Below are 17,458 nucleotides of genomic sequence, written 5' to 3'. Positions count from 1 at the left end.
CTACCCTCGCAGTGAGGAGTCGCTTTCCGATGTCGCCCAAAGTTCCTTTCCTGCGTTGGGATGATCCGTTCCGCGCGCTGGAAATGCTGGGCTCGCTATGGTCATCAACCGGTTTGCAGTCGGTGAGCGCGGGATCCGCCCAGGCCGTCGCCATGCCATACCGGACGCTGTTCATGACGCTGCAGCAACTGCTTGTCGGCAAGGAAGTCACCGTGCGCATGGGCGACCAGGACGTGGTGCTCACCGTCACCGAGTTGGACTCCGCGCTGGACCCGCAGGGCCTTGCCGTCGGGCAGCTTGGCGAGGTCCGGGTGGCCGCCCGGGATGTCAGCTGGGATGAGCAGCGGCTGCAGAGCGCGGTCGCGGTCCTGTGCAACGTGCACATCCGCCCGGGGGTACCACCGATGGTGGTGGCGGCACCGGTCGAGTTGTCCTCGGTGCTGCCGGCGGCGATCTTCGACGAGGTGCTGCAGCAGGTGGCTCCGCGGCTGCGCAGCGAGCTGTCCGAGGATGGGACCGCCCGACTGCGCTGGTCGCGCCGGCCCGAGTGGGGCGGACTGGAGGTGGACGCCGACGTGGTGGGGACGACGCTGTGGCTGCGACCCCGCGCCGTGATGACCGGACGCCGACGCTGGTCTTTGCCGGCCCGGATGTCCGCCTACCAGGTACCGCTGCCGCCACTGCCGCACGGATTGCTGATCACCCACGTCAACCTCGGACTGGATGCACTGCAGCTGTCTGCGCTGCTGCCCGAGTGGCGCATGGAGTTGCCGCTGCGGCACCTAGAGGACCTGATCACCCGGCTGAGCCAGGGAGCGCTCAGCTTCAGTTGGCCCTCCCTGTTGCGCGGCTCGGACTGAACGCCGGCCTCGGATGTCACCCCGAGCGGCGACACTTCTTTCGTGCTCGACCTCGTCTTGCCGCTGGAATGCGGCGGCTGCGGAGCCCCGTCGACGCGGTGGTGCGCTGCCTGCACCACCGAGCTCGCGGTGGCCGCCACCCACCCGCATGTGGTCAGCCCCCGGGCCGACCCGCAGGTGCCGGTGTTCGCGTTGGGGCGCTACGCGGGTGCGCGGCGCCACGCGATCCTGGCTCTGAAGGAACGCGGTCGCGGCGACCTCGTGGCGCCGTTGGCCCAGGCGCTGGCCGTCGGTGTCCATCGGCTGCTGTGCTGGGGCATCGTCGGCGCCCCGCTGACGCTGGTGCCCGCACCGACCAGGCGTGCCGCGGCGCGGCGCCGGGGCGGGGACCCCATCACCCGGATCGCGGACGCGGCGGTGGCGGCTCACCCCGACATCGCCGTAGTCCAGGCCCTGCGGATGAGACCGCTGGCTCGCGACTCGGTGGGCCTGGGTAGCTCGGCCCGGGAACGCAACGCCGCGGGCCGCGTGCTGATGCTGAAGGGACGGCGACTGGGCACCGAAGTCGTCGTCGTCGACGACGTCGTGACCACCGGGGCGACGGTGCGGGAGTCGGTTCGGGTGCTGCGGGCCGCCGGGGTTCGGGTGGCCGCCGTGCTGACCATCGCGGCGGCGTGATGGGGCGAATCGAAAGCCGTGAATGTCAACGCATCCGCGCAACCCGATGAATCTGCCAAGAGACGGTGAAGAACACACAACACGTGTGCCAATTAGGTGGCACGGTAGGGCAAACACCAGCTAACGTCGAGAGCAGATTTCAGACTCAATGAGAAGACTCACGGTCGATTCTCCTAGGTTCCAGCAATACCCGCGGTAGGAGGTGAGCTACTCGACATCTTGCTCCGGCGGGCAGCCTGCGGCGGTGCTTGCTCCAAACCGCTCCAACCCCCGTCGGTGCGTATCAGAAAGCCGGGCACGCAGGGCGCGTGCGACGTGAAAAGAGAAACGAGTTGTCACGAATGACAAGGCTAACTGTGGATTCCGACCAGGTTCTGGATCAGGCGCCGGCACAATCCGGTCAACCGGAGGAATCGCAAGCGACCGCCGAGATCGTCTTCAAAGGCCGTAACGTCGAGATTCCCGACCACTTCCGTACCTACGTTTCGCAGAAACTCTCTCGCTTGGAGCGGTTCGACCGAACCATCTACCTGTTCGACGTCGAACTCGACCACGAACGCAACCGTCGCCAGCGCAAGTCTTGTCAGCGGGTGGAGATCACCGCGCGCGGCCGGGGGCCGGTTGTGCGCGGCGAGGCCTGCGCCGACAGCTTCTACGCCGCCCTGGAATCTGCGGTGGTCAAGGTTGAGAGCCGGCTGCGGCGCACCAAGGACCGGCGCAAGGTTCACTACGGCGACAAGACCCCGGTTTCGGTAGCCGAGGCGACCGCGACGGTGACAGCGCCCGAAATGGCTTTCGCCGCGGAGCCGGCCGAGCCGCACGAACACGACGGGGCGGTGTTGGACCACCAGCCCGGGCGGGTCGTGCGCACCAAGGAACACCCGGCCAAGCCGATGTCGGTCGATGATGCGCTCTACGAGATGGAACTCGTCGGACACGACTTCTTCTTGTTCTTCGACCAGGAGACCGAGCGGCCAACCGTGGTGTACCGCCGGCACGGCTATGACTACGGGTTGATCCGATTGTCGTGACCGGGCTCGACTGACGATCACCGGCCATTACCGCGTCGTCACCTACGATGGGAGCCGCCTAACCGAAGAAGACTCCTACCCACAAGGGACATTGCTGTGCTGTCGAAGTTGCTGCGCGTTGGTGAAGGTCGCATGGTCAAGCGCCTCAAAAAGGTCGCTGACTATGTCGAATCATTGTCCGGAGACGTCGAGAAGCTCACCGACGCCGAACTGAGGGCCAAGACCGACGAATTCAAGAAGCGGCACGCCGAAGGCGAGAGCCTCGACGAGTTGCTGCCTGAAGCCTTCGCGGTGGCTCGCGAAGCCGCATGGCGAGTGCTCGACCAGCGCCCGTTCGAGGTCCAGGTGATGGGTGCGGCCGCGTTGCACCTGGGCAACGTCGCCGAGATGAAGACCGGTGAAGGCAAGACCCTGACCTCGGTGTTGCCGGCCTACCTCAACGGCATCGGCGGCAAGGGCGTGCACATCGTCACCGTCAACGACTATCTGGCCAAACGTGACAGCGAGTGGATGGGCCGGGTGCACCGCTTCCTGGGGCTGGACGTGGGCGTGATTCTGGCCCAGATGACGCCGGAGGAGCGTCGTGTCGCCTACAACGCCGGCATCACCTATGGGACCAACAACGAGTTCGGCTTCGACTATCTGCGCGACAACATGGCCCACACGCTCGACGACTGCGTCCAGCGCGGGCACAACTTCGCCATTGTCGACGAGGTCGACTCCATCCTGATCGACGAGGCCCGCACCCCGCTGATCATCTCCGGTCCCGCCGACGGCAGCTCGAACTGGTACACCGAGTTCGCCCGGCTCGCACCGCTGATGGAAAAAGACACCCATTACGAGGTCGACCTGCGCAAACGCACCGTCGGGGTGCATGAGCTCGGGGTGGAGTTCGTCGAAGACCAGCTCGGCATCGACAACCTCTACGAGGCCGCCAACTCGCCGTTGGTCAGCTACCTCAACAACGCCCTGAAGGCCAAGGAGCTGTTCAACCGCGACAAGGACTACATCGTCCGCAACGGTGAAGTGCTCATCGTCGACGAGTTCACCGGCCGGGTGCTGATCGGCCGGCGCTACAACGAAGGCATGCACCAGGCGATCGAGGCCAAGGAGCACGTCGAGATCAAGGCCGAGAACCAGACGCTGGCGACCATCACGCTGCAGAACTACTTCCGCCTCTACAACAAGCTTGCCGGCATGACCGGTACCGCCCAGACCGAAGCGGCCGAGCTGCACGAGATCTACAAGCTGGGTGTGGTCCCCATCCCGACCAACAGGCCGATGGTCCGCGAAGACCAGTCGGACCTCATCTACAAGACCGAGGAAGCCAAGTACATCGCGGTGGTCGACGATGTCGCCGAGCGCTACGAAAAGGGCCAACCGGTGCTGATCGGCACCACCAGCGTGGAGCGCTCGGAGTACCTGTCCCGGCAGTTCACCAAACGGCGCATCCCGCACAACGTGCTCAACGCCAAGTACCACGAGCAGGAGGCCGGCATCATCGCCGAGGCGGGCCGGCGCGGAGCGATCACCGTCGCCACCAACATGGCCGGCCGCGGTACCGACATCGTGCTGGGCGGAAACGTCGACTTTCTGACCGACAAGCGGCTGCGCGACAACGGTCTGGATCCGGTGGAGACCCCCGACGAGTACGAGCAGGCCTGGCACCAAGAACTGCCCAAGGTCAAGGAGGAGGCCGGCGACGAGGCCACCGAGGTGATCGAGGCCGGCGGCCTGTACGTGCTGGGCACCGAACGTCACGAGTCGCGGCGCATCGACAACCAGCTGCGCGGTCGTTCCGGCCGCCAGGGTGACCCCGGCGAGTCGCGCTTCTACTTGTCGTTGGGCGACGAGCTCATGCGCCGGTTCAACGGCGCCGCGCTGGAGTCGCTGCTGACCCGGCTGAACCTGCCCGACGATGTCCCGATCGAAGCTAAGATGGTCACCCGGGCCATCAAGAGCGCCCAGACCCAGGTCGAGCAGCAGAACTTCGAGGTGCGCAAGAACGTCCTCAAGTACGACGAGGTGATGAACCAGCAGCGTAAGGTCATCTACGCCGAGCGCCGCCGCATTCTCGAGGGCGAGAATTTGCAGCAGCAGGCCAAGGACATGCTCACCGACGTCATCACCGCCTACGTTGACGGTGCGACCGTCGAAGGCTACGCCGAGGACTGGGACCTCGACGCGCTGTGGACGGCGCTGAAGACGCTGTACCCGGTGGGCATCAAGACCGACACGTTGATGCGGCGCGACCAAGACTCGGATCGCGACGACCTGACTCGTGATGAATTGCTCGAAGCCCTGCTTCAAGACGCGGACCAGGCCTATGCGACACGAGAAGCCGAGCTCGAGGAGCTGGCCGGCGAGGGCGCGATGCGCCAGCTGGAACGCAACGTGTTGCTCAATGTCATCGACCGCAAGTGGCGTGAGCACCTCTACGAGATGGACTACCTCAAGGAGGGCATCGGCCTGCGCGCGATGGCGCAGCGCGATCCGCTGGTCGAGTACCAGCGCGAAGGCTACGACATGTTCATGGCCATGCTCGACGGCATGAAAGAGGAATCGGTCGGATTCCTGTTCAACGTCAGCGTCGAGGCGGTCCCGGCCCCGCAGGTTGAGGTCGCTCCCGTCGCCGAGCCCGAAGACCTGGCCGAATTTGCCACCGCGGCCGCGGCCGCGGCCCAGGAGGGGGGCGCTGGCCCCAAGACTGCGGCGGCGCGCGAAGAAGCGCCGAGTAGGTTGCGCGCCAAGGGGATTGAGGACGAGTCGCCCGCTCTGACATATTCCGGTCCGTCCGAGGACGGCTCGGCGCAGGTGCAGCGCAATGGTGGTGGCGCGGCCAAGACCCCGGCGGGAGTACCCGCGGGTGGCAGCCGGCGTGAGCGACGTGAGGCCGCGCGCCGGCAGGGCCGCGGCGCCAAGCCGCCGAAGTCGGTCAAAAAGCGCTGATGTGCTAGCTACCCGCGGCATTGGTGATCGGCTACAGTAGGCACCCTCACCAGCTGCGCAGTGTCGCCAACAGGAGCTTGCACGATGAGCGGTGTGTCGATTTCTTCGTTCGAGAAGGTCACCTCCCGTCACAGCAAACGCCCCGGTGCGACGCCCGCGCGAACCCATCTGGCCGGTCATGCGCGCAAGGGGTTCGCCAATCTCACCCACCGCCGGCAGCCGTCGTCGGCGGCGGTTCTGCTGGTGGCCGCATTTGGCGCCTTCCTAGCCTTCCTGGACTCGACGATCGTGAACATCGAGTTCCCCGATATCCAGAAATCGTTCCCCTCCTATGACCTCGGCGGCCTGTCCTGGATCCTCAACGCCTACAACATCGTCTTCGCCGCTTTCCTGGTCGCTGCGGGCCGGATGGCCGATTTGCTGGGCCGCAGAAGAACATTCACGTTCGGAGTGGTGATATTCACCATCGCCTCCGGGCTGTGCGCGGTGGCCGGCAGTGTCGAGTGGTTGGTGGCCTTCCGGGTGCTGCAGGGCATCGGGGCGGCGGTGCTGGTCCCGGCATCCCTGGCCCTGGTCGTCGAGGGTTTCGAGCCGGCGCGCCGAGCACACGCGGTGGGTCTGTGGGGCGCGGCCGCGGCCATCGCGTCCGGTTTGGGCCCGCCCATCGGCGGCATGCTGGTCGACTGGGCAAGCTGGCGATGGGTGTTCCTGGTCAACATTCCCCTGGGCGTCGTCGCGGTGCTGGCAACCAGTCGGGCGCTGGTCGAAAGCCGCGCCGCGGGGCGCCGGCGCAAACCCGACCTGCGTGGTGCGACGCTGCTGGCCGGGGCGCTGGGGCTGCTTACCCTGGAACTGGTCAAGGGCCCGGATTGGGGCTGGGTGAGCGTGCCCACCCTGGCCGTGTTCGCGGCCAGCGCGATCACCCTGGTCGGCTTCGTGCTGAGTTCGATGGCCGCGCCGGTGCCGCTGGTCGAGCCGGCGTATCTGCGCAGCCGGCCGTTCGTGGTGGGCAACCTGCTCACGCTGGTCGCCGCGCTGCTCGGCCGGGTCGCCGACCGCCACGGGCACCGGGTCATCGTCACCCTCGGTGCTCTCGTCTGGGCCGGGAGCCTGTTCTGGTACCTGCAGCGGGTCGGTGCCGAACCGGATTTTCTGCGCAGGTGGTTGCCGGGCCAACTGCTGCAAGGTATCGGTGTCGGTGCGACGTTGCCGGTGCTCAGCAGCGCCGCCCTCACCGGGGTGGCCAAGGGCGGCAGCTATGCCACCACATCGGCGGTGGTCAGCACGACGCGTCAGCTCGGCGCGGTGATCGGCGTGGCGGCCCTGGTGATCCTGATCGGCAAGCCCGAGCATGGCGCCGCCGCAGACGCGCTGCGGCGGGGATGGGCGATGGCCGCGATCTGCTTTGTCGTAGTGGCGATCGCCGCGGTGTTGTTGGGCCGTACCAAGAGCAAGCCCGGTCAGGAGCTCGAACCCGAGCCGGCGGCCGCGCCGCGCGCGGCGCCCACCACGACGGAGCCGGTGGCGGCACTGATCGCAAACCGGGCCACCGATGAGGTGGACCTGCTGGGAAATCTGCCGCTGTTCGCCGGGCTGGATGCGGCCGCCCTCGCCGAACTCGCCGATCGAGTCGAAGAAGTTGAACTGCAGGCGGGTTCGTATCTGTTTCTTGCCGGCGACGCTTCCGACTCGCTCTACGTGATCCGCAGGGGCCGCGTGCAGGTGCTACACGGTAACATTGTGATCAAGGAGCTGGGCCGCGGCGAGGTCCTCGGGGAGCTTGGGCTGCTGATCGACGCGCCCCGCTCCGCATCGGTGCGGGCGTTGCGTGACTCCAGGCTGGTTCGGCTCACCAAGGCCCAGTTCGATCAGATCGCCGACCGTGGCGTGCTGGCGGCGCTGGTCAGGGTGCTGGCCACCCGGCTGCGTGAGGCGCCACCGCCCGCCGTTCACACCACCTCGCCCGGGGTGGTGGTGTCGGTCGTCGGGGTAGGGGCCGACGCCCCCGTGCAGTCGGTCGCGGCTGGACTGCTGACGGCCTTGTCGAAGCAGCTGCGGGTGGTGGATCCCGGCCGGGTCGACATCGACGGTCTGGACCGCGCCGAGCGTGGTGCCGACAAGGTGCTCCTGCACGCTGGCGCCCAGGATGCGGACTGGCGCGACTTCTGCCTGCGGGTCGCGGATCGGATCGTGCTGGTGACCGGGGATCCGGACCCAGGCGCGGCCGCACTGCCGGCACGAGCCCAGGGTGCGGACCTCGTCCTGGCCGGGCCGACCGCCAGCCGCGAACAACGGCGCAGCTGGGAGCAGCTGATCACGCCGCGATCGGTGCACGCGGTGCACTACCGGCGCGTGGTTCAGGACCTGCGGCCACTTGCCGCGCGCCTGGCCGGGCGATCGATCGGGCTGGTCCTCGGCGGCGGCGGTGCGCGGGGCTTTGCCCACCTCGGAATACTCGAAGAGCTGGAGCAGGCCGGGGTCGCGATCGACCGCTTCGCTGGTACCAGCATGGGAGCGGTCATCGCGTCGCTGGGAGCCAGCGGCTTGGACGCCGCCACCGCGGACGCGTACGCCTACGAGTATTTCATTCGGAACAATCCGCTGCGCGACTACGCGGTACCGATCAAGGGGCTGGTTCGTGGCCGGCGGACCCTGACGCTGCTCGAAGCTGCGCTCGGAGATCGGCTGGTGGAAGAGCTTCCGAAGGAATTCCGTTGTGTCAGCGTGGATCTGATTGCTCGGCAACCCGTCGTGCACCGCCGGGGCAGGCTCGTTGATGTCGTTGGATGTTCGCTGCGGTTGCCTGGAATCTATCCGCCGCAGGTCTACCAGGGTCGGTTGCATGTGGATGGTGGCGTGTTGGACAACCTGCCCGTTTCCACCCTGGCAACGTCGGACGGCCCGTTGATCGCGGTGAGTCTGGCCTCAGGCGAGGTGCCTGGCGCCCCGCTGCAGCCCGACGGCCCGCCCCGGGTGCCCGGAATCGGCGACACCTTGATCCGCACCATGACGATCGGCAGCCAGCGCGGGGCCGATGTCGCGTTGGGCCTCGCGCAGGTCGTGATCCGTCCCGACACTTCCGCCGTTGGGCTGCTGGAATTCCACCAGATCGACGCCGCTCGCGAAGCGGGACGCGCTGCCGCCCGAGAGTCGATGCCGCAGATCATGGCGCTGCTGAATCAGCAGCGTTAGGCGGCGACACCGGAAATTGTGGGTGCAATTGCTGCTGCGGGGAGCACAATCGAGTAATGAAGCGTTATCTGATCATCGGGTATGGAGCGGCGGGCTACCTGTTGTTCTTGATTGCCACTTTGTACGCTATCGGCTTCGTCGGTGCAATTGTGGTGCCGCGCAACATCGATCACGGAATCGACGGGCCCATATGGTTGGCGGTGCTGGTCAACGTGGCGCTGCTGGGCCTGTTCGGGCTGGGGTGGGTGGTCGTGTTTGCCTCGTCGTTCATGGTCAGCCATTTCGACCTGCTCGGTCTGCGTCAGGTGTATCTGGCCTGGCGTGAAAAGCCCTATACCGAAATAAAGTTTCGCGTCAATTTCTTCTATCGGGTGGTGCGCCATCCGCTCATGCTGGGCTTTATCATCGCGTTCTGGGCAACGCCCACAATGACGGCGGGACATTTGCTGTTTGCCATTGTTACGACGGCCTACGTATTGGTCGCCGTGCCCCTGGAAGAGCGCGACTTGGTGGCCGCGCTGGGGGATCAGTACCGCGATTACCAGCGCTCGGTACCGATGTTGCTGCCGGTACCGCACCGCGGCTCGGGTAAAACGGTTGGTCAGCACTGATTTTCGGCCACCCGGCCGGTGCCGCGCGGGCGGCCCGAAGCCCGGCCGCCGGCTATGAGTTTGGTCGTTGCCACTATGATCTTGACGGCATTTCGTTAAGTATTGGGGTATGGATGTCAAGGAGGTGCTGCTGCCTGGCGTCGGTCTCCGCTACGAGTTCACTAGCCAGAAAGGCGAGCGGATCGGCATTATTGTCCGGCGCACCGGTGATTTCGAGGTCGTCGTATACGCCGCCAACGACCCGGATGCGGCGCGGCCGGTCTTCTGCCTGACCGATGAAGAGGCTGATGCGTTGGCTCAGATCCTGGGTGCACCACGGATCGCCGAGCGGTTCACCGAGCTGACCCGTGAGGTGCCCGGGCTCGAGGCGGGCCACATCATCATCGCGCCACAGAGCCCGTTCGTTGACCGGCCGCTCGGGGAGACCCATGCCCGCACCCGCACCGGCGCGTCGATCGTGGCAATCGTGCGTGGCCAAGAGGTGGTCGCATCGCCGAACCCGGCGGAGCTGTTGCGCGAGCGCGACGTTCTTATCGTGATCGGTACCGAAGAGGGCATTGCCGGATTCGAGCAGATCGTCGACAAGGGCTGAATCGGTGGAGGTTTCGAGGGCGCTGCTTTTTGAGGTCGGCGCACTCCTGACAACGCTTGCCCTGCTTGGTGCCATCGCGCGCAGATTCGCGTTGTCCCCGATCCCGGTTTATCTGCTGGCCGGCCTCTCGTTGGGCAAGGGCGGCGTCCTGCCGGTGGCCGCCGCCGACGATTTCGTCGCCACCGGCGCGCCCATCGGCATTGTGCTGCTGCTGCTGACGTTGGGTCTCGAGTTCTCCGCGACCGAATTTGCCAGCAGTCTGCGCCACCACATGCCCTCGGCCATGGTCGATATCGTCCTCAATGCCACGCCAGGGGCGGTGGCCGGCTGGCTGCTGGGGTTGGACGGTGTCGCGATCCTCGCGCTGGCCGGGGTCACCTACATCTCGTCGTCGGGCGTGGTGGCGCGGCTGCTGGAAGACCTGCGCCGGCTCGGTAACCGCGAAACACCGGCGGTGTTGTCGGTGCTGGTGTTCGAAGACTTCGCCATGGCCGGCTATCTGCCCTTGTTCACGGTGCTGGCCCTGCACGGCGATTGGCTCCATGCGCTCGGTGGAACGCTGGCCGCGATCGCAGCCCTGCTCGGGGCCTTCGCGGCGTCCTTCTACTGGGGCCATCACTTCGGCCGGCTGTTCGCGCACCCCGATTCGGAGCAGTTGTTGCTGCGGGTATTGGGCATCACCCTGATGGTTGCGGCGCTGGCCGAGACGTTGCATGCCTCGGCGGCGGTGGGCGCATTCCTGGTGGGCCTGACCCTCACCGGCGAGACCGCTGAGCGGGCCCGCAGGGTGCTGGGGCCGCTGCGCGATCTGTTCGCGGCGATCTTCTTCCTGGGCATCGGCCTGTCGGTCGCCCCCAAAGAGTTGATTCCGGCGCTCCCGGTGGCCATGGTGCTGGCCGTCGTCACCGCGGCAACCAAGGTGCTCACCGGAATGTTCGCCGCTCGACGCGACGGAGTGGCCCGCCGCGGACATTTGCGTGCGGGTACCGCGCTGATCGCCAGAGGCGAGTTCTCACTGATCATCATCGGACTGGTCGGCGCGTCGATCCCTGCCGTAGCGGCGTTGGCGACCGCGTATGTCTTCATCATGGCGGTCGCCGGACCGGTGCTGGCCCGCTATACCGGCGGGCCGGTGGCAACCACCGCCTGACCGGTCTCGGGTGGCACTCAACCGATATGCAGGGCGACGACCACCCAGCGCGGTGTGCCCAACGCGGCGACCCGCTCCACCCGGCAGGCGATCGCGTGAATCCGGTCTGCGCGGCTGTAGGTTCCAAAAACCTCGGCCGCGGTGTCACGGCCATCGCACCCGACGGGCTGAAGTCCGAGCCGGCGCAGCGCGGCGGCGCCGTTGCGCCCGGCCATCGATTGACTGGCCGACAGCACCGAATCGACCAGGCCGGGCGTCAGCAGCGACCGAAGCTGCCCCGCCGGACGGCGGCGGTCGATGACCTCCAGAACGCGGCGCAGCGCCGCGTCGGTGAACGCGGCCGCCTGGCGCATCGGCGCGGACATGGCATCGGTCGCTGTGGCGGCGGGCTGTTCGCCGCGGGCGGGACCGCCGGTGCGGGCCAGGCGTGGCCGCGCCGGTGCGTGCGACGAGGGCCGGCGCCGCCCGACGGTGCGGCTCGCAGGTTCGTATTCGACTACCGGGATGACGGCGAAGGCCGCCCGACGGGGCGCGGCGGCATCAGGACCAATACTCAAGTGGCACTCTCCAACTCGTAATGGCGCAAACCAACAACCGACCCAAAGATTGGGTGCGAGTGCCCGCTGGAGAGTGGCAGACAAACTGCGGGCCATCATCGCACAAATGACGGCGGCGCGTACCCGCGCCCGTAGGTGGCCACACCAGCGGTTACGGTGACCCACATCGGTTGAGGCAACCAGTCGACAAGGAGGACAGGGCCGTAATGGTGACCCGGCTGTCCAACACCGATGCGTCTTTCTATCGGTTGGAGAACACCGCTACCCCGATGTACGTCGGGTCGCTGATGATCCTGCGCCGTCCGCGTGCCGGGTTGAGCTATGAGGCGCTGCTGGCCACGGTCGAGCAGCGGTTGGCTCAGATCCCGCGCTACCGGCAGAAGGTCCGTGAGGTGCGGATCGGCATGGCCCGGCCGGTGTGGATCGACGATCCGGACTTCGACATCACCTATCACGTCAGGCGGTCGGCACTGCCGTCGCCGGGCAGTGACGAGCAACTGCACGAGTTGATTGCGCGGCTGGCCGCGCGGCCCTTGGACAAGTCGCGCCCGCTGTGGGAGATGTATCTCATCGAGGGGCTGGAAAAAGGTCGCGTCGCCCTCTACACCAAGACGCACCAGGCCTTGATAAATGGGGTGACAGCGCTGTCACTCGGACACGTCATCGCTGACCGGACCCAGCGCCCACCGCCGTTCCCGGAAGACATCTGGATTCCTGAGCGCGACCCGGGCAACACCAGGTTGGTGATGGGGGCCATCGGCGATTGGGTGGTGGGACCCGGCGCGCAGTTGCAGGCGGTCGGATCGGCGATCGCCGGGTTGGCGACCAATCAGAGTCAGCTCGTCAACGCCGGCCGCCGGATCCTCGATGTCGCGCGTAACGTCGCGCGCGGCACCGCCCCCAGCAGTCCGCTAAATGCGCCCGTTTCGCGGAATCGAAGGTTGACGGTTGCCAGCGGACGCCTGGAGGACTACCGGACGGTGCGGGCCCGCTACGACTGCGACGTCCACGACGTGGTGCTGGCCGTGATAGCCGGCGCCCTGGGCAACTGGCTGATGTCGCGCGGTGAGACGGTTTCCCAAACGGCAACGGTGCGTGCGATGGCGCCGCTGTCGGTCTATGTGGAGGACCAACTCGACTCGTCCGGGCCCGGTCAGCAGATCAGCCAGGTGACGCCGTTCCTGATCGACCTGCCGGTGGGGGAGCGCAATGCCGTGGTGCGGCTGTCGCAAGTCGCTCACGCCACCGAATCGAACCCGACGGCGGCCAGCCTGGTCGATGCCCGCACCATCGTCACGCTGTCCGGCTTTGCGCCGCCCACCCTGCACGCGATGGGTATCCGGGTCGCCACCAGTTTTCCCAGCTTTTCCAAGCGGACGTTCAACTTGTTGATCACCAATGCCCCCGGAGCCCAGTCGCAGATGTATGTGGCCGGCGCCAAGTTGTTGGAGGCCTACGCGGTGCCGCCGCTACTGCACAATCAGGCCCTGGCCATCAGCGTGACCTCCTACAACGGCATGCTCTACTTCGGCATCAACGCCGACCGCGACGCGATGAGCGACGTCGAGCTGCTGCCGGCGCTGCTGGCTCAATCACTCGAGGAGCTGCTGGAAGCTTCTCGGTAGTCGCCGGGGCAAAGGTGCTGCTTAGAGATAGCATTCGTTGATGTGAGCACCGCGACGAATGACGGCGCGCCGGCGAAGGCGAAGAAAAAGAAGAAGAAGTCAGCCGGGGCCGGCAGACACAAGATTTCCAAAGGCGTCTACGAAGCCGAATTATTCCGGCTACAAACCGAATTCGTGAGGCTGCAGGAGTGGGTCCGGCACGCGGGCGCGCGTGTGGTGGTCATCTTCGAAGGTCGAGATGCCGCCGGCAAGGGTGGCGCGATCAAACGGATCACCGAGTACCTCAGCCCACGACACGCCTACGTTGCCGCGTTGCCGGTGCCCAACGATCGGGAACGCGGGCAGTGGTACTACCAGCGCTATATCGCCCATCTGCCCGCGAAAGGGGAAATCGTTTTCTTCGATCGGTCCTGGTACAACCGCGCCGGTATCGAGAAGGTGATGGGATTCTGTACGCCCCAAGAACATGCGCTGTTCCTGCGGCAGACGCCGATCTTCGAACAGATGCTCATCGATGATGGGATCTTGCTGCGCAAGTACTGGTTCTCGGTCTCCGATGAGGAACAGTTGCACCGGTTCAAGGCGCGCCAGACCGACCCGGTCCGGCAGTGGAAACTCAGCCCCATGGACCTGGAATCGGTCTATCGGTGGGAGGACTATTCGCGTGCCAAGGACGAGATGATGGTCCACACCGATACCCCGGTGAGCCCGTGGTACGTCGTCGAATCCGATATCAAGAAGCATGCGCGGCTGAACATGATGGCGCATCTGTTGTCGACGATCGACTACCGCCCGGTGGAGATGCCCAAGGTCAATCTGCCCGACCAGCCGATCGTCACCGGTAACTACAAGCGCCCACCACGCGAATTGTCCGAGTATGTCGAGGACTACGCGTCGACGTTGATCGGGCGCTGAATGACGATCCCAAATGCGGTGGGCCGGTGCTGGTGCAGACAGCCGTGCCAACAGGTGGTCGGCCGATGATCCAGGTTTATGTGCCCGCGACGCTGGCCATGTTGCAGCAACTGGTGGCTGACGGCTCGTTGTGGCCGGTCAATGGCACGGTGTTCGCGGTGACTCCGACGTTGCGTGAGGCCTACGCGCAAGGCGACGACGATGAGCTGGCCGAAGTGGCACTTCAAGAGGCCGCGCTGGCGTCGCTGCGGCTGCTGGCAAACGATGAGGACGAGAAGCTGCCGCCGCGGCGGGCGGTGCTTACCGCGGAGGTGGACGACGCCATCTACCGACCGGATCTCGACGATGCCGTCGTCCGGCTGAGTGCTCCGATTGCCATGGATCAGGTGGTCGCCGCCTACGTCGACAACGTTGCCGCCGAACCGGCCGTCAGCGCGGCCATCGCCGTCATAGATGCCGCCGACCTCGGTGACGAGGACGCCGACTTAGTCGTCGGCGACGCGCAGGATCACGACCTGGCGTGGTACGCGAACCAGGAATTGCCGTTCCTGCTCGACCTGCTGTAAATCCGGCGGATGTGACGTAATCAGCACAGCCGGGGTCTAGCTACACAACCGTAACCTACGTTACCGTAGCTTCATCGTAAGGGCGTGCTGCCGCCCAAACCCGGGCGGCTACCGACTCCACGCCGCGAGCAGGAGCTTTTTATGGTCAAGAAAAACGCGGCACTAAGCGCCCAGATCATCGATACCAAGCGGCCGACCATCGTCGGTGCGGACAGGCACCCGGGCTGGCACGCGCTGCGCAAGATCGCCTCACGTATCACCACACCGCTGTTGCCCGATGACTATCTTCAGCTGGCCAACCCATTGTGGTCGGCACGCGAATTGCGCGGCCGCATTCTCGAGGTTCGCCGGGAGACCGAGGATTCCGCCACGCTGGTCATCAAACCCGGCTGGGGCTTTAGCTTCGACTATCAGCCGGGCCAGTACATCGGGATCGGGCTGCTGGTGGATGGGCGTTGGCGGTGGCGATCGTATTCACTGACGTCGAGCCCGGTTGGCGGGAAGTCCGGGCCGGGGTCGGCGCGAACGGTGACGATCACTGTCAAGGCGATGCCCGAAGGCTTCCTGTCCACGCATTTGGTGGCCGGTGTCGCGCCGGGGACCATCGTGCGACTGGTCGCACCCCAGGGCAATTTCGTTTTGCCCGACCCCGCCCCGCCGTCGATTCTGTTTCTCACCGCCGGGTCGGGGATCACGCCGGTGATGTCGATGCTGCGAACGCTGCTGCGCCGCAACCAGATCACTGACATCACCCACCTGCATTCGGTGCCTACCGACGCGGACGTGATGTTTGGTGATGAGCTTGCCGGGGTGGCCGCCCAGCACCGGGGCTACCGGCTTTCGGTGCGCGCGACGCGCTCCCAGGGCCGTCTCGATCTTTCCCGGATCGGCGAGCAGGTGCCGGATTGGCGTGAGCGACAGACCTGGGCGTGTGGGCCCGAGAGCATGCTCAACCAGGCGGAAAAGGTGTGGTCCGCGGCCGGGATCGGCGACCGACTGCACTTGGAGCGGTTCGCGGTGTCCAAGGCGGCCCCCGCGGGCGCCGGTGGGACGGTCACGTTCGCCCGCAGTGGGCGCAGTGTCGACGTCGACGCGGCGACCTCGGTGATGGATGCCGGCGAGCGCGCCGGTGTGCAAATGCCGTTCGGTTGCCGGATGGGTATCTGCCAGTCGTGTGTGGTCGATCTGGTGCAGGGGCACGTCCGCGACCTGCGCACGGGCCAGGAGCACGATCCCGGGAGCCGGGTGCAGACCTGTGTCACGGCAGCGTCCGGCGACTGTGTGATCGACGTCTGAAGCTACCGACTAGTAACTTACGCATTCGTAGGTTACGATTGCGTAGGTTCGTAGCCGATTTGGGACCGTACGACGCAGGGAGAAGATGATGGCGATTACCGACGTCGACGTATTCGCGCATTTGACGGACGCCGATATCGAGAATCTGGCGATTGAACTCGATGCCATACGACAAGACATTGAAGACTCTCGCGGTGAGCGCGACGCCCGCTACATTCGCCGCACCATCGCGGCGCAGCGCGCGTTGGAGGTCAGTGGCCGGCTGATGCTGGCCGCCAGCTCGCGCCGTTCGGCGTGGTGGGCGGGGGTATTGACCCTCGGGGTGGCCAAGATCGTCGAGAACATGGAGATTGGCCACAATGTCATGCACGGCCAATGGGACTGGATGAACGATCCGGAGATTCACTCCTCGTCGTGGGAGTGGGACATCAACGGCGCGTCCAAGCATTGGCGCTACACCCACAACTTCGTGCACCACAAGTTCACCAACATCTTGGGCATGGACGACGATGTCGGCTACGGCATGCTTCGCGTCACCCGCGATCAGCGCTGGAAGCGCTACAACATTTTCAACCTGGTGTGGAACACCCTGCTGGCGCTCGGCTTCGAATGGGGAGTCGCGTTGCAGCACTTGGAGATCTGCAAGATCCTCAGGGGGCGGCTGGACCGCGACACCGCCAAGACCCGGGTGCGCGAGTTTTCCCGCAAGGCCGCTCGCCAGGTGTTCAAGGACTACGTGGCGTTCCCGGCGTTGACGTCGGTGTCGCCCGGCGCGACATACCGGTCCACCCTGACCGCCAACGTCACGGCCAACGTGATCCGCAACGTGTGGACCAACGCGGTCATCTTCTGTGGGCACTTCCCGGATGGCGCAGAGAAATTCACCAAGACTGACATGGTGGGCGAGACCAAGGGGCAGTGGTACCTGCGGCAGATGCTGGGTAGCGCCAACTTCGAAGCCGGGCCCGCGCTGCGGTTCATGAGTGGCAACCTGTGTCATCAAATCGAGCACCACCTCTATCCAGATTTGCCGAGCAACCGGCTGGCCGAGGTTTCGGTGCGGGTGCGCGAGATCTGCGACAAGTACGACTTGCCCTACACCACAGGCTCGTTCCTGGTGCAGTACGGCAAGACTTGGCGGACCCTGGCCAAGCTGTCGCTGCCGAACAAGTACCTGCGTGACAACGCCGACAATGCTCCGGAGACCCGCAGTGAGCGGATGTTCGCGGACCTGGAGCCGGGCTTCGCGGGAGCCGATCCGCGGACCGGCCGGCGCCGTGGCCTCAAGAGTGCGATTGCCGCCGTGCGGGGCCGTCGGCGCGGCAAGCGTGTCCCGGAGGTAAGGGACAGTGGCACAAACGATCTGGCGGCCTAGCTGATAGCACCCCGCTGCGGGGGGCAGCCAGTTCGTTGCTGACGCGAGAGTGGTGTCGCGG

14 protein-coding genes are annotated in these 17,458 nt (G+C 65.9%); 13 read left to right on the top strand and 1 reads right to left on the bottom strand.

Annotated features, from left to right (window positions below; all coding sequences use genetic code 11):
- Positions 1-29: 29 nt before the first annotated feature.
- The 8 genes from G6N41_RS26885 to G6N41_RS26850 all read left to right on the top strand — a co-directional run bounded on the left by G6N41_RS26885 (position 30) and on the right by G6N41_RS26850 (position 11,063).
- The gene (locus G6N41_RS26885; protein ID WP_198966170.1) at positions 30-860 is read left to right on the top strand and encodes a hypothetical protein; all 831 of its coding nucleotides are present in this window, start codon (positions 30-32) and stop codon (positions 858-860) included.
- 42 nt (positions 861-902) lie between these two features.
- Positions 903-1,538: a ComF family protein gene (locus G6N41_RS26880; RefSeq protein WP_198966169.1), complete on the top strand. Its 636-nt coding sequence runs from the start codon at positions 903-905 to the stop codon at positions 1,536-1,538.
- 341 nt (positions 1,539-1,879) lie between these two features.
- Positions 1,880-2,569: a ribosome hibernation-promoting factor, HPF/YfiA family gene (hpf, locus tag G6N41_RS26875; protein WP_231608736.1), complete on the top strand. Its 690-nt coding sequence runs from the start codon at positions 1,880-1,882 to the stop codon at positions 2,567-2,569.
- 96 nt (positions 2,570-2,665) lie between these two features.
- Complete coding sequence (secA, locus tag G6N41_RS26870; RefSeq protein ID WP_198966168.1) at positions 2,666-5,518, top strand: preprotein translocase subunit SecA; 2,853 nt, start codon at positions 2,666-2,668, stop codon at positions 5,516-5,518.
- An 84-nt stretch (positions 5,519-5,602) separates the two neighbouring features.
- Positions 5,603-8,710: an MFS transporter gene (locus tag G6N41_RS26865; RefSeq protein ID WP_231608735.1), complete on the top strand. Its 3,108-nt coding sequence runs from the start codon at positions 5,603-5,605 to the stop codon at positions 8,708-8,710.
- Between the two features lie 56 nt (positions 8,711-8,766).
- Positions 8,767-9,321 (top strand): methyltransferase family protein, encoded by a 555-nt coding sequence (locus G6N41_RS26860; RefSeq protein WP_198966167.1) that lies wholly within the window; start codon positions 8,767-8,769, stop codon positions 9,319-9,321.
- A gap of 109 nt (positions 9,322-9,430) precedes the next feature.
- Complete coding sequence (locus tag G6N41_RS26855; protein ID WP_198966166.1) at positions 9,431-9,913, top strand: cation:proton antiporter regulatory subunit; 483 nt, start codon at positions 9,431-9,433, stop codon at positions 9,911-9,913.
- A gap of 4 nt (positions 9,914-9,917) precedes the next feature.
- On the top strand, positions 9,918-11,063 hold the full coding sequence (locus G6N41_RS26850; RefSeq protein ID WP_198966165.1) for a cation:proton antiporter: 1,146 nt from the start codon (positions 9,918-9,920) through the stop codon (positions 11,061-11,063).
- Positions 11,064-11,080: 17 nt separating this feature from the next.
- On the opposite strand, the gene G6N41_RS26845 is transcribed toward G6N41_RS26850, so the two are convergent.
- The gene (locus G6N41_RS26845) at positions 11,081-11,620 is read right to left on the bottom strand and encodes an Rv3235 family protein (RefSeq protein WP_198966164.1); all 540 of its coding nucleotides are present in this window, start codon (positions 11,618-11,620) and stop codon (positions 11,081-11,083) included.
- A 206-nt stretch (positions 11,621-11,826) separates the two neighbouring features.
- Between G6N41_RS26845 and G6N41_RS26840 the strand changes: the two genes are divergently transcribed.
- From G6N41_RS26840 to G6N41_RS26820, 5 genes are all read left to right on the top strand, one after another.
- Positions 11,827-13,245, top strand: coding sequence for a WS/DGAT/MGAT family O-acyltransferase (locus tag G6N41_RS26840; RefSeq protein ID WP_012393178.1), 1,419 nt, complete (start codon positions 11,827-11,829; stop codon positions 13,243-13,245).
- A 42-nt stretch (positions 13,246-13,287) separates the two neighbouring features.
- The gene (ppk2, locus tag G6N41_RS26835; protein ID WP_198966163.1) at positions 13,288-14,160 is read left to right on the top strand and encodes a polyphosphate kinase 2; all 873 of its coding nucleotides are present in this window, start codon (positions 13,288-13,290) and stop codon (positions 14,158-14,160) included.
- 65 nt (positions 14,161-14,225) lie between these two features.
- Positions 14,226-14,726, top strand: a complete 501-nt coding sequence (locus G6N41_RS26830) for a DUF6912 family protein (protein WP_012393180.1) — start codon at positions 14,226-14,228, stop codon at positions 14,724-14,726.
- 141 nt (positions 14,727-14,867) lie between these two features.
- A complete protein-coding gene (locus G6N41_RS26825) occupies positions 14,868-16,022 on the top strand; it encodes a ferredoxin reductase (protein ID WP_117425270.1) in 1,155 nt (384 codons plus the stop codon).
- 88 nt (positions 16,023-16,110) lie between these two features.
- Positions 16,111-17,397 carry a fatty acid desaturase family protein gene (locus tag G6N41_RS26820; RefSeq protein WP_198966162.1) on the top strand — a complete coding sequence of 429 codons (1,287 nt, stop codon included), beginning with the start codon at positions 16,111-16,113 and terminating at the stop codon, positions 17,395-17,397.
- Positions 17,398-17,458: the final 61 nt, after the last annotated feature.

Origin of the sequence: Mycobacterium shottsii, assembly GCF_010728525.1 — a bacterium.
In the GTDB taxonomy this organism is placed as follows: Bacteria; Actinomycetota; Actinomycetes; order Mycobacteriales; family Mycobacteriaceae; genus Mycobacterium; species Mycobacterium marinum.
The sequence above is the reverse complement of the archived record's forward strand: the minus strand, read 5'-3'. Positions and strand labels throughout refer to the sequence as shown.

What these genes read in the sequence shown, in the direction of transcription:
- G6N41_RS26885 (WP_198966170.1), top strand. Translation starts at nt 30, where the DNA reads ATGTCGCCCAAAGTTCCTTTCCTGCGTTGGGATGATCCGTTCCGCGCG.
- hpf (WP_231608736.1), top strand. Translation starts at nt 1,880, where the DNA reads ATGACAAGGCTAACTGTGGATTCCGACCAGGTTCTGGATCAGGCGCCG.
- G6N41_RS26865 (WP_231608735.1), top strand. Translation starts at nt 5,603, where the DNA reads ATGAGCGGTGTGTCGATTTCTTCGTTCGAGAAGGTCACCTCCCGTCAC.
- G6N41_RS26860 (WP_198966167.1), top strand. Translation starts at nt 8,767, where the DNA reads ATGAAGCGTTATCTGATCATCGGGTATGGAGCGGCGGGCTACCTGTTG.
- G6N41_RS26855 (WP_198966166.1), top strand. Translation starts at nt 9,431, where the DNA reads ATGGATGTCAAGGAGGTGCTGCTGCCTGGCGTCGGTCTCCGCTACGAG.
- G6N41_RS26840 (WP_012393178.1), top strand. Translation starts at nt 11,827, where the DNA reads ATGGTGACCCGGCTGTCCAACACCGATGCGTCTTTCTATCGGTTGGAG.
- G6N41_RS26830 (WP_012393180.1), top strand. Translation starts at nt 14,226, where the DNA reads ATGATCCAGGTTTATGTGCCCGCGACGCTGGCCATGTTGCAGCAACTG.
- G6N41_RS26825 (WP_117425270.1), top strand. Translation starts at nt 14,868, where the DNA reads ATGGTCAAGAAAAACGCGGCACTAAGCGCCCAGATCATCGATACCAAG.
- G6N41_RS26820 (WP_198966162.1), top strand. Translation starts at nt 16,111, where the DNA reads ATGGCGATTACCGACGTCGACGTATTCGCGCATTTGACGGACGCCGAT.